At 72.5% G+C, this 11,915-nt stretch carries 10 protein-coding genes and 1 pseudogene; 10 read left to right on the forward strand and 1 reads right to left on the reverse strand.

Translation table 11 applies throughout. From position 1 onward, the window contains the following. From B4M60_RS10535 to B4M60_RS10570, 8 genes and pseudogenes are all read left to right on the forward strand, one after another. Positions 1-949, forward strand: a pseudogene (locus B4M60_RS10535) (DNA-directed RNA polymerase subunit beta'); the annotation flags it as partial. 201 nt (positions 950-1,150) lie between these two features. Continuing rightward, positions 1,151-2,524 (forward strand): glycosyltransferase family 4 protein, encoded by a 1,374-nt coding sequence (locus B4M60_RS10540; protein ID WP_291083383.1) that lies wholly within the window; start codon positions 1,151-1,153, stop codon positions 2,522-2,524. Then, positions 2,518-3,237 carry a class I SAM-dependent methyltransferase gene (locus B4M60_RS10545; protein ID WP_291083386.1) on the forward strand — a complete coding sequence of 240 codons (720 nt, stop codon included), beginning with the start codon at positions 2,518-2,520 and terminating at the stop codon, positions 3,235-3,237. Before B4M60_RS10540 ends, B4M60_RS10545 begins: the two co-directional genes overlap by 7 nt. A gap of 6 nt (positions 3,238-3,243) precedes the next feature. Beyond that, positions 3,244-4,374, forward strand: a complete 1,131-nt coding sequence (locus B4M60_RS10550; RefSeq protein ID WP_414646786.1) for a prenyltransferase — start codon at positions 3,244-3,246, stop codon at positions 4,372-4,374. A gap of 74 nt (positions 4,375-4,448) precedes the next feature. Then, entirely contained in the window at positions 4,449-5,306 is an 858-nt protein-coding gene (locus B4M60_RS10555; protein ID WP_291083389.1) for an LLM class F420-dependent oxidoreductase, read from the forward strand. Positions 5,307-5,327: 21 nt separating this feature from the next. Beyond that, on the forward strand, positions 5,328-6,221 hold the full coding sequence (locus B4M60_RS10560; RefSeq protein ID WP_291083392.1) for an SDR family NAD(P)-dependent oxidoreductase: 894 nt from the start codon (positions 5,328-5,330) through the stop codon (positions 6,219-6,221). Between the two features lie 30 nt (positions 6,222-6,251). Continuing rightward, positions 6,252-7,274 (forward strand): pirin family protein, encoded by a 1,023-nt coding sequence (locus B4M60_RS10565; protein ID WP_291083395.1) that lies wholly within the window; start codon positions 6,252-6,254, stop codon positions 7,272-7,274. A 32-nt stretch (positions 7,275-7,306) separates the two neighbouring features. Then, the gene (locus tag B4M60_RS10570; protein ID WP_291083398.1) at positions 7,307-7,762 is read left to right on the forward strand and encodes a carboxymuconolactone decarboxylase family protein; all 456 of its coding nucleotides are present in this window, start codon (positions 7,307-7,309) and stop codon (positions 7,760-7,762) included. A 67-nt stretch (positions 7,763-7,829) separates the two neighbouring features. On the opposite strand, the gene B4M60_RS10575 is transcribed toward B4M60_RS10570, so the two are convergent. Further along, positions 7,830-8,246 (reverse strand): YccF domain-containing protein, encoded by a 417-nt coding sequence (locus B4M60_RS10575; protein ID WP_291083401.1) that lies wholly within the window; start codon positions 8,244-8,246, stop codon positions 7,830-7,832. A 54-nt stretch (positions 8,247-8,300) separates the two neighbouring features. Here B4M60_RS10575 and B4M60_RS10580 point away from each other — a divergent pair, with 54 nt between their 5' ends. Together B4M60_RS10580 and B4M60_RS10585 are read left to right on the forward strand one after the other, a co-directional pair. Beyond that, positions 8,301-9,698: a sigma 54-interacting transcriptional regulator gene (locus B4M60_RS10580; RefSeq protein WP_291083404.1), complete on the forward strand. Its 1,398-nt coding sequence runs from the start codon at positions 8,301-8,303 to the stop codon at positions 9,696-9,698. 42 nt (positions 9,699-9,740) lie between these two features. Then, a complete protein-coding gene (locus B4M60_RS10585) occupies positions 9,741-11,762 on the forward strand; it encodes a vWA domain-containing protein (RefSeq protein WP_291083407.1) in 2,022 nt (673 codons plus the stop codon). Positions 11,763-11,915 lie beyond the last annotated feature (153 nt).

Raw genomic sequence — 11,915 nt, forward strand, 5'->3', positions numbered from 1 at the left:
CGCCCAGTCCATCGGCGAGCCGGGTACCCAGCTCACGATGCGCACCTTCCACCAGGGTGGCGTCGGCGACGACATCACCGGTGGTCTGCCGCGAGTGCAGGAGCTCTTCGAGGCCCGCGTGCCCAAGGGCAAGGCTCCGATCGCCGAGGAGGCGGGCCGGATCCGCCTCGAGGAGGAGGAGCGCTTCTACACCATCACGATCGTGCCGGACAACGGCGCGGACGAGATCGTGTACGAGAAGCTGTCCAAGCGTCAGGGGCTCGCGCACGTCATCCTGGAGGACGGCTCGTCCCGTCCGATCGTCGACGGTGACCACCTGGAGCGGGGTCAGGCTCTCCTCGAGGGTCCGGCGGACCCGCACGAGGTGTTGGCGATCCTCGGCCCGAACGGCGTCCAGAAGCACCTCGTCGACGAGGTGCAGAAGGTCTACCGGGCGCAGGGCGTGTCGATCCACGACAAGCACCTCGAGGTGATCGTCCGGCAGATGATGCGCCGCGTCGCGATCAACGACTCGAACAGCACCGAGTTCCTGCCCGGTGCCCTGGTCGAGCGTGCGGAGCTCACGGCGGAGAACCGCCGCGTGCTGGCCGAGGGCGGTTCGCCGGCCTCGGCGCGACCGGTCCTCATGGGCATCACCAAGGCCTCGCTCGCCACGGACTCGTGGCTCTCGGCGGCCTCGTTCCAGGAGACCACCCGCGTGCTCACCGACGCCGCCATCAACAAGCGGTCGGACAAGCTCGTGGGCCTCAAGGAGAACGTCATCATCGGCAAGCTCATCCCGGCGGGCACCGGCATCAACCGGTACCGGAACTCGACGGTCGAGCCCACCGAGGAGGCCCGCGCGGCCGCGTACTCCATCCCGGACTACGGCGACGGCTTCTACGGTCCCGAGGACGGCTTCGGCGACGCCACCGGCGCGTCGGTGCGACTGGACGACCTGGGCTACTGATCCGGCTCGACGGATCGGTTGCCGACAGCCCTCGCGGCTGTCACCGGACCCCCGGGCGCCTCGTGCGCCCGGGGGTCCGGTCGTTCGTTCGGCCGCATTATCGCTGGACCCGAACGTGTTCTAGACTTGCTCGATGTGCCCCGACCCGCCGCGTGCACCGCGTCGCGACCGGGGCCCGATGACCGGAAGGAGGCTCGACCCGTGCGAATCGCACTGCTCTCGTACAGGAGCAAGCCCCACGGCGGTGGACAGGGCGTCTACGTCCGGCACCTGAGCCGTGAGCTGGCCGCGCTCGGGCACACCGTCGAGGTGTTCTCCGGTCAGCCGTACCCCGAGCTCGATCCCGGCCCGACGCTCACCGAGGTCCCGAGCCTGGACCTCTACAACGACGCCGACCCGTTCCGCACCCCGCACCCCAGGGAGATCCGCGACTGGATCGACGTGCTCGAGGTGGTCACCATGTGGACGGCCGGCTTCCCGGAGCCCCGGACCTTCAGCCTGCGGGCGGCCCGGACCCTGCGGTCCCGCCTCGCGGACTTCGACGTGGTCCACGACAACCAGTGCCTCGGCACCGGCCTGCTCGACCTCGAGAAGGCCGGGTTCCCGGTGGTGGCCACCGTGCACCACCCCATCACCCGGGACCGCGGCCTGGCGATGAAGGAGGCCCCGCTCCGGAAGAAGATCACCACCTGGCGCTGGTTCGGCTTCCTCGGCATGCAGATGCGGGTCTCCCGCAAGCTCGAGGAGATCATCACCGTCTCGAGCAACTCGGCGGAGGACATCGCCACCGACTTCGGCGTGGACCCGGACCGGATCGTCACCATCCCGCTGGGGGTGGACACCGACCGCTTCCACGACCGGCGCCGGCGTGAGCCCGGCCGCCTGGTGTGCGTGGCCAGCGCCGACCAGCCGCTCAAGGGTGTGCCGGTGCTGCTGCGCGCGCTGGCGAAGGTCCGCGAGGAGCACCCGGACGTGCGGTTGACGCTGATCTCCAAGCTCAAGCCCAAGGGCGAGGCGGCCAGGCTGCTCGACTCGCTGGGGTTGCGCGACGCGGTGGACCTGGTGTCGGGGGTCGACGACGACGAGCTGGCCGATCTCGTCGGCAGGGCCGAGATCTCGGTGGTGCCGAGCATGTACGAGGGCTTCTCGCTCCCGGCCGTCGAGGCGATGTCCAGCGGCTGCGCGCTGGTCGCGACCCGGGCCGGGGCCCTGCCGGAGGTCGTGGGCACCGACGACTCCGCCGCCCGGTTGGTCGAGCCCGGGAACGTCGACGAGCTCGCCCGCGAGATCGGCGCGCTCCTGGCGGACCCGGACGAGCGCCGGCGGTTGTCGGCGGGCGGTCGCGCGCGGGTGATGGAGCGCTACAGCTGGGCGGCCGTCGCCAGGAGGACCGTCGAGGTCTACGAGACGGCCATCGCCAGGGTCCGCGGCGAGGCGCTGCCGGACCTCACCGCCGGGCCGGTCATCGGACCGGATCAGGCAGAGATAGACGAGCACATCACCGACGATGTGCCCGAGGTGCTCCCGGCCTCCGGTGAGCGCGACATACGTGAGCAGGAGGACGCCGCATGCTGACCGCTGATTTTTCCCGTCTGGGGGTCACCCCCGGCATGCGAGCCATCGATGTGGGGGCCGGCCTCGGCCGCCACACCTTCGAGCTCTTCCGCCGTGGCGCCGACGTCACCGCGTTCGACCAGAACGCCGACGAGATGCGCCAGGTGTCGGAGATGCTCGCGGCGATGGAGGCCGAGGGCGAGGGCCTGCCGGAGTCCAGGGGCGAGGCCGTCACCGGCGACGCGCTGAACATGCCGTACGAGGACGCCACGTTCGACCTGGTGCTGATCTCGGAGGTGCTCGAGCACGTCCCCGAGGACACCAAGGCGATCGCGGAGCTGGTCCGCATCCTCAAGCCCGGCGGGGTCGCCGCCGTGACCGTGCCGCGCGAATGGCCCGAGAAGCTCTGTTGGAAGCTCTCGGACGCCTACCACTCGAACCCGGGTGGCCACTGCCGCATCTACACCGCCGAGGAGCTGGGCTTCAAGCTCCGCGCCGCGGGGCTCGAGGTCACCGGGACGGGCTACGCGCACGCCCTGCACGCCCCGTACTGGTGGCTCAAGTGCGCGGTGGGGACGGAGAACGACGACCACCCGCTGCCCAAGGCGTACCACAAGCTCCTGGTGTGGGACCTCATGAAGGGCCCCTGGATCACGCGCACGGCGGAAAAGGTCCTCAACCCGGTGATGGGCAAGTCGATCGTCTTCTACCTGCGCAAGCCCGCGGAGGCCTGATCGGTGGTGCGCACCCAGAGCAACGGGACCGGGCCCGCCCGTCCGATCCCCGGCGTGCCCGGGGTCCTCGACGCCGACGCGGCGCGGGCGACCGGCGAGTGGATCGCGTCCGTGCAGCGCCCCAGCGGCGAGATCCCGTGGTTCACCGGCGGACACACCGATCCGTGGGACCACACGGAGTCGGCCATGGGGCTGTCGGTGGCCGGCCAGTGGGAGGCCGCCGAGAAGGCCTACGGGTTCCTCCGGGACACCCAGCGCGCGGACGGATCCTGGCCGGTGAGGTGGCAGGACGGGGAGGTGGTGGACTCCGACACCGACTCGAACTTCTGCGCGTACGTCGCCGTCGGCGTGTGGCACCACCACCTCGTCACCGCGCGGCCGGGGTTCCTGGAATCGATGTGGCCCACCGTGCGCCGGGCGCTCGACCTGGTCCTCACCTTCCAGGGCCCGCAGGGCCAGATGTGGTGGGGCTCGGGGGAGGGCGGGTTCACCGACGAGGCGCTCGTCACGGGCTCCTCGAGCATCCACCACGCCCTGCGCTGCGGCGTGGCGATCGCGGAGGAACTGGGCGAGACCGCGCCCGACTGGGACGCGGCGGCCCACCGGCTGGGCCACGCGCTGCGCGCGCATCCCGAGCTGTTCACGCCCAAGGACGAGTTCTCCATGGACTGGTACTACCCGGTGCTCGGCGGCGTCATGGTGGGGGAGCAGGCGCAGGCCCGGCTCGACTCGGCGTGGGACCGCTTCGTGGTGGACGGCCTGGGCATCCGCTGCGTGGACCACCGGCCGTGGGTGACCGGCGCCGAGACGTGCGAGCTGGTGATCGCGCTGGAGGCGGCGGGGCGCCACGAGCAGGCGCTCGAGCAGTTCACCAACATGCAGCACCTGCGGGACACCGACGGCTCGTACTGGACCGGCCTCGTCTTTGCCGACGGCAAGCGGTGGCCCGTCGAGCTGAGCACCTGGACGGGGGCGGTCATGCTGCTGGCGGCGGACGCGCTCTCGCGCACCACGCCCGGCAACGAGATCTTCCGCTACGTCTCGGACCACACCATGCAGCGGCTGCAGTCGGGGCCGGGTGATCCCGCCGTGTGCGGTCCGGGTGAGGTCTGCCCGCCCGTCGCGGTGGTGCGCTAGTCTGTCGGCAGCCGTCGCTGGACACCTGTCTGGTCAGGTGTCGGCAGGCGGGGCGGACGCGCACGAGGAGACACATGGAATTCGGACTCACCCTGTTCACCAGCGACCGTGGGATCCGGCCGACCACCGCCGCCGTGGCCGCCGAGAAGGCGGGCTTCTCCGCGTTCTACGTGCCCGAGCACACCCACATCCCGGTGCGTCGCGAGGCCGCACACCCGGGCACCGGGGGTGCGGAGCTGCCCGATGAGCGGTACAGCCGCACCCTGGACCCGTGGGTCGCCCTCGCGGCCGCCTCCGCGGTGACGTCGACAATCCGCCTCGGCACCGCCGTCGCGATCCCGGTCGAGAGCGACCCGATCACCCTCGCCAAGACCATCGCCTCGGTGGACCACCTCTCGGACGGCCGCACCGTGCTCGGGGTGGGCTACGGCTGGAACCTCGACGAGATGGCAGACCACGACGTGCCGCCGGCGCTGCGCCGCACCATGCTCCGCGAGTACCTCGAGGCGATGCGGGAGCTGTGGACCCACGACGAGGCCGAGTACCACGGCCGGTTCGTGGACTTCGGCCCCAGCTGGGCCTGGCCCAAGACCGTCCAGCGGCCCGGCCCGCGCACCCTCGTGGGCGCGGCCGGGAACGAGAAGAACTTCAAGTGGATCTGCCGCAGCGCCGACGGCTGGATGACCACCCCGATCTCCCGGGACATCGCCGGGAGCGTCCGGCTGCTGCGCGAGCTCTGGGCCGAGGCGGGCCGCGAGGGAGAGCCGTACATCGTCGTGCTCGACGGCAAGCCGATGCCCGAGACGATCGAGGCGTACCGCGAGCTCGGGGTCCACGAGCTGGTCTACGGCACCCCGGACCGGGCCGAGGACGAGGTGCTGGCGTACATCGATCGTCTGGCCGGCAAGCTGGGTCTGACGGCGGGCGTCTGACCCCGGCGGTACGGTCTGGGTATGGATACCACCGCAACCACCGATCCCGTCGTCGTCATCACGGGGGCCGGAGGCGGTCTCGGGGCCGCGACCGCGACGCTCTACGCGAGCCACGGGTGGCGCGTCGTGGCCGTGGACCTCACGGCACCCCCCGGCGGGGCCGGGATCACCCCGCTCGCCGCGGACGTCACCGACTCCGTCTCGCTCGAGGAGGTGGCGGACCGCGTGCGCGAGGAGTTCGGCCGACTCGACGCCGTGATCACGTTCGCCGGGGTCCTGGGCATCGGTCCGCTGGGCGAGACCGACCCCGACCGCGTGCAGCACGTGCTGGACGTCAACGTCATGGGCACCGTCCGCACGGTGCACGCGCTGTTCGACCTGCTCCGCGCCAGTGGCGGGCGGGTGGTGCTCATCAGTTCCGAGACGGGCCCCCAGCACGGGATGCCCATGAACGGCGCTTACGCCATGAGCAAGCACGCGATCGAGGCGTACGGCGACGCACTGCGGCGCGAGCTCATGTTCCTCGGCCTGGACGTGGTGATCATCCAGCCGGGCCCGTTCCGCACCGGGATGACCGCCTCGATCCGCCGCCGGTTCCAGGAGTCCACGCTCCCGGGCTCGCCCTTCGCGGCCATGGCCGCGGTGATGGGGGAGATGGCGGCGGGGGAGGACGACAAGGCCACCGACCCGGCGGTCCTCGCGCAGGCCGTGTGGACCGCCGGCACGACCCCCCGGCCCCGCCACCGCTACGCCGTGCGGTGGGATCTGGGCCGCCGTCTCCTGGATCACCTCCCCGTCACGGTGGTGGACAAGGCGCTCACCCTGGCCCTCGGGGGCAGGATCAACGCCAAGAAGCTCGAGCTGCGCCGCGAGGCCGCCGAGGCCCGGGCCGAGATGAGCGAGGTCGCCGAATGAGCGCGGCCACCGGGTGAGCGGGGGGATCGGATGAGCAACCTGGAGACCCGTCCGGCGGAGATCGGGTGCGGGGCTGGCGGGGCACCCGGCGGGCCCGCGCACGGCGGAGCGGCCGTGGAGATCATCACCTCCCGGGACGTCCCGCTCGGCGGGCCGCGGGCCATGACCGTCAGGCGGACGCTGCCGCAGCGGCAGCGCTCGCTCATCGGGGCCTGGTGCTTCGTCGACCACTACGGACCCGACGACGTCTCGGCCACCGGCGGCATGGACGTGCCGTCCCACCCGCACACCGGGCTCCAGACCGTCAGCTGGCTGTTCGAGGGCGCCGTGACCCACCACGACTCCGGGGACAACCACGCGGTGGTGCGCCCGGGGGAGGTCAACCTCATGACCTCCGGCGCCGGGATCTGCCACACCGAGGTGTCGACCCAGGACACCACCGTGCTGCACGGAGTGCAGCTCTGGATCGTGCTGCCCGAGTCGGACCGCGAGACCAGCGGGCGCAGGTTCGACCATCATGCGCCCGAGCCGGTGACCTTCGAGGGTGGCTCGGCGCTGGTCTTCATCGGGTCGCTGCTGGGCTCGTCGTCGTCGATCCCGACGTTCACCCCCCTGCTCGGCGCGGAGCTCCGGCTCGACCCCGGCGCGGCGGTCCGGCTCGAGGTGGACCCGGAGTTCGAACACGGGGTGCTGGTGGACGCCGGCGACGTCACGCTCGAGGGCGTCACCGTCGAGCACGCCCAGCTGGCCTATACGGGCGTAGGGGAGGCCACCCTCACCCTCCGGAACGCGGGGTCCACCCCGGCCAGGATGATCCTCCTCGGCGGGACGCCGCTGCGGGAGGAGATCGTCATGTGGTGGAACTTCATCGGCCGCAGCCACGACGAGATCGCGCGCTACCGGCAGGAGTGGGAGTCCGGCTCGGAGAGGTTCGGCCGGGTCGACGGCTACATCGGCCACGACCCGCACGGGCTGACCCGGCTGCCCGCGCCGCGGCTGCCCGGCACCACCCTCAAACCACGGGTCAACCCGGACCCGCGAGCCCGTGGCTGACCGCGCGTGGTCGCGCGGCGGGACCGCCTGACGTGGGCGTGCCGCAGCTGGACCGCGCCCAGCGGGAGGTCTACAGGCAGCTCGTACGCACGGCGGTCGCCTCGCGCGAGGCGTCCGTCGAGGCCGGGCTGGACCACTCGTTGCTCGAGCTGGTCAACGTGCGGGTCTCGCAGCTCAACGGGTGCGCCGCCTGCCTGGCCACGCACGTCCCGGCGGCGCGCAAGGCGGGGGTCTCCCGGGAACTCCTGGACCTTCTCCCCGCCTGGCGGGACCTCGACGCCCTCGGTGGCCCCGAGCGGGCCGCGCTGCGGCTGGCCGAGACACTCACCCGCCTGGACGACGTCACCGAACGGACCGCCGCCACCGAGGCCGCCGCGGAGCACTTCGACACCGAGCAGTTGTCCGCGCTGGAGTGGACGATCGTGCTCATCAACGCGTTCAACCGCGTGTCCATCGCCAGCCACCACCAGCCCCGGACGGGCGACTGAGCCGCGCGATCGAGCCGCCCGATCGAGCCGCCCGGTCGAACCGCGCACCGGCGGCCGGTCCGCGCGGTCAGTGCCTGGCGACCGGCACCATCGTGGCGCGGTCGGAGCGGACGATCTCCTTGCCGAAGGGGAAGCACGTCACGGGGATGAGCTTGAGGTTCGCCCACGCCAGCGGGAGCCCGATGATCGTCACGGCCTGGGCGAGCGCGGTGGCCACGTGCCCCAGGGCCAGCCACAGACCGGCCACGAGGAACCAGATGACGTTGGCGGCGGTGCTCGCCCCGCCCGAGCGGCCGGTGTCGACCACCTCCCGACCGAACGGCCACAGCACGTATGCGCCGATCCGGAAGCTCGCGACGCCGAACGGGATGGTGATGATGAAGATGAACGCCAGGATTCCGGCGGCCACATAGCCGAGGAACAGCCAGACTCCGGCGGTCACCAGCCAGACGATGTTGAGGACCAGGGTGAGGACGCTACGCATCCGGCCATCCTATGACCCCGGCACGGGCGGCGCCGCAGGGTTACCGTGGGCGGGGTGAGCGACACCCCGGACGTCCAGACCCTCGGGCGGCTCCGCGCCGCCGGATACGCCAGCCGAACCCTGCGCGAGGAGATGCGCGAGAACCTCCTCGCGCACCTGGCCGCCGGCCGGGACCCGTGGCCCGGGATGCACGGCTTCGAGACGACCGTCATCCCGCAGCTGGAGCGGGCGATCATCGCGGGCCACGACATCGTGCTGCTGGGCGAGCGCGGCCAGGGCAAGACCCGGTTGCTGCGCACGCTGGTGGGGCTGCTCGACGAGTGGTCACCGGTCGTCGCGGGCTCGGAGCTGGGGGAGGACCCGCTCGCCCCGATCACCGAGGCCACGCGGGAGAGGATCGCCCGCGAGGGGGACGCGCTGCCGATCGAGTGGCGGCACCGCTCCGAGCGCTACGTGGAGAAGCTCTCCACCCCGGACACCTCCGTGGCGGACATGATCGGCGACGTCGATCCGATGCGCGTGGCCGAGGGGCGACGACTCGGCGACCCGGAGACCATCCACTACGGGCTCGTGCCGCGCGCGAACCGCGGGATCGTGGCACTCAACGAGCTCCCCGACCTGGCCGAGCGCATCCAGGTGGCGCTGCTCAACGTCATGGAGGAGCGCGACGTGCAGATCCGCGGCTACGTGCTGCGGCTGCCGCTCGACGTCCTGGTGGTGGCCTCCGCCAACCCGGAGGACTACACCAACCGCGGCCGGATCATCACCCCCCTCAAGGACCGCTTCGGAGCCGAGATCCGCACCCACTACCCGCTGGAGCTGGCCGACGAGATCGAGGTGATCCGCCAGGAGGCCGAGCTCACCGCCGCCGTGCCGGACGCGCTCATGGAGCTGCTCGCCCGGTTCACGCGCGCGCTGCGGGGTTCGGATTCGGTCAACCAGGCCTCGGGGGTGTCCGCGCGAGTCGCGATCGCGGGCGCGGAGACCGTCGCCGCCGCGGCCCGGCGGCGCGCCGCCGTCCGGGGGACGCGGGACCCGGGGGAGGCGGTCGCCCGGCTGGTGGACGTCGACGCCGCGGTGGACGTCCTGCGCGGCAAGATCGAGTTCGAGCCGGGCGAGGAGGGCCGCGAGTCGGAGATCCTGCGCTACCTGCTCCGCAGCGCCACGGTCGACGTCGTGCGCGACCTGTTCCGCGGGCTGGACCTGGCGCCGCTCGTCGAGGCGTTCGACGGCTCGGTGACGCTGACGACCGGCGCGAGCGTCACCGCCGAGGAGTTCCTCGGGGATCTGCCCGGGCTCGCCGACCCCGGGCTGTACGACCGGATCGCCGACCGTCTCGGTGCCGCGACGGTGGGGGAGCGGGCGGGCGCGATCGAACTCGCGCTGGAGGGGTTGTACCTCTCGCGGCGGCTGTCCAAGGAGACCGGGGACGGCGCGGCAGTCTACGGCTGAGACGACCGGGGCCGAGAGGCCCACCGGATCAGGAGGTGCGCGATGGCACGACACGAACGCGAGGCCCGCTACGGGCGGTTCACCGGCGGACCGGACCCGCTCGCGCCCCCGCTCGACCTGTCCGAGGCGCTCGACGCCGTGTCCGAGGGGGTGATGGCCGGGTACTCGCCCGAGCAGTCCATGCGGGAGTTCCTGCGGCGCGGGGGACGGGGGCAGGCCGGCCTCGACGAGCTCGCCGGGAGGGTGCAGCGGCGGCGTCGCGAGCTTCTCGAACGGCACCACCTGGGCGGCACCCTGGAGGAGGTGGCCGCGCTGCTGGAGAGGGCGCTGACGGCCGAGCGGGGGCAGCTCGCCCGCGACACGCGGATGGATCCGATGGACCGCACCCTGCGGGAGATGACCATCGACACCCTCCCCGCCTCCCCGGCCGCCGCCGTCGGGGAGCTGTCCGACTACGACTGGGCGTCCCCCGAGGCCCGGGACGCCTACCGCCGGATCCAGGACCTGCTGGGTGCCGAGGCCCTGGACGCGCGGTTCGCCGGGATGAAGCAGGCCCTGGAGAACGCCACCGACGCCGACCGCGCGGCCGTGTCCGAGATGCTCACCGACCTCACCGAGCTGCTCGACAAGCACTCCCGAGGCGAGGACACCCCCGAGGATTTCCGGCGCTTCATGGACGCACACGCGGACGCGTTCCCGGAGCGGCCGGAGAACATCGACGAGCTGATCGACGCGCTGGCCGCGCGGGCGGCCGCCGCGCAGCGCATGATGCGGTCGATGACCCCGGAGCAGCGCGAGGAGCTCATGGCGCTCTCCCGGCAGGCGTTCGGCTCCCCGGAGCTCATGGAGCAGCTCGGGCGCCTCGACGGTCTGCTGCAGACGCTGCGTCCCGGCGAGGACTGGGACGGCTCCGCCGAGTTCGAGGGTGATCAGGGGCTCGGCGTGTCCGAGGGCGCGGCCGCGATGGCCGAGCTCGGCCACCTCGACGCGCTGGCCGAGCAGCTCGCGCAGGGCAGCGCCGGGTCGCCGTTGTCGGAGCTGGACCTCGACGCCGTGGCCCGTCACCTCGGCGGTGACGCTGCGGTCTCCCTCCGGACGCTGGCGCGGCTCGAGGAGTCCATGCGCGAGTCCGGGTACCTCAGCAGGCGCCCGGACGGGGACCTCAGGCTGTCCCCGGCGGCCCTGCGCCGGCTCGGTGGGGCGCTGCTCCGCGACGCCGCCCGTCGGCTCTCGGGCCGCACCGGGTCCCGCGACACCCGGATGTCGGGGGCGGCGGGCGAGCAGACGGGGTCCAGCCGCGAGTGGCGGTTCGGCGACGTCGAGTCGTGGGACGTCCCCCGGACCATCTCCAACGCGATCTCGCGGGTCGCCGCCGACGGGGGCGATCCGGGCTCCGGGATCCGGCTGCTCCCGGACGACATCGAGGTGCGCGAGACGGAGGCGCGCACCCAGGCGGCGGTGGCCCTGCTGGTGGACACGTCCTTCTCGATGGCGATGGAGGGGCGGTGGGTGCCGATGAAGCGCACGGCCCTCGCCCTGCACCACCTGGTGGGCACGCGGTTCCGGCAGGATCGCCTACAGCTCATCTCGTTCGGCCGCGTCGCGCAGACGAGGACCATGGAGGAGCTGCTCTCGCTCGATCCCCGCTACGAGATGGGCACCAACCTGCACCACGCGTTGCTGCTGGCCGGCCGGTTCTTCCGCCGGCACCCGTCGATGCAACCCGTGCTGCTGGTGGTGACCGACGGCGAGCCCACCGCCCACCTGCTGGGCAGCGGGGATCCGTGGTTCGGGTACCCGCCGGCGCCCGAGACCCTCCGGGCGACGGTCGACGAACTCGACCGCGTGGCGGGGTTCGGGACGCAGACGACCTTCTTCCGGCTGGGCCACGACCCGGGGCTCGGGCGCTTCCTCGACGCGTTGGCCCGCCGGGTGGGCGGCACGGTGGTCGCCCCGGACGTCGACGACCTGGGCGCGGCCGTGGTCGGCAGGTTCCTGCACGCCCGCCGCGGCCGACCGCAGTCCGGCGATCCGTGGAGCGCGGGCGGCCGCTGGGCGGTCTGACCCGGCCCGCCCGCACACGACCAAATCCGCTACTCTCCGGCCGGATCCGCTACCTCGATGCGGGTAGCGGGTCCGGCCGGAGAGTAGCGGACTTCGCTGGCGCGCGGGCCGGGGGCGGTCTCTTATACACATCTGACTCTCCCCGCGAAAAGG

Origin of the sequence: Dietzia sp. UBA5065 (genome assembly GCA_002415925.1) — a bacterium.
GTDB lineage: Bacteria > Actinomycetota > Actinomycetes > Mycobacteriales > Mycobacteriaceae > Dietzia.

Bases quoted from the DNA above. Each gene is read 5' to 3' on its own strand.
- B4M60_RS10575 (WP_291083401.1), bottom strand. From the start codon at position 8,246: ATGCGTAGCGTCCTCACCCTGGTCCTCAACATCGTCTGGCTGGTGACC.
- B4M60_RS10555 (WP_291083389.1), top strand. From the start codon at position 4,449: ATGGAATTCGGACTCACCCTGTTCACCAGCGACCGTGGGATCCGGCCG.
- B4M60_RS10565 (WP_291083395.1), top strand. From the start codon at position 6,252: ATGAGCAACCTGGAGACCCGTCCGGCGGAGATCGGGTGCGGGGCTGGC.
- B4M60_RS10560 (WP_291083392.1), top strand. From the start codon at position 5,328: ATGGATACCACCGCAACCACCGATCCCGTCGTCGTCATCACGGGGGCC.
- B4M60_RS10585 (WP_291083407.1), top strand. From the start codon at position 9,741: ATGGCACGACACGAACGCGAGGCCCGCTACGGGCGGTTCACCGGCGGA.
- B4M60_RS10545 (WP_291083386.1), top strand. From the start codon at position 2,518: ATGCTGACCGCTGATTTTTCCCGTCTGGGGGTCACCCCCGGCATGCGA.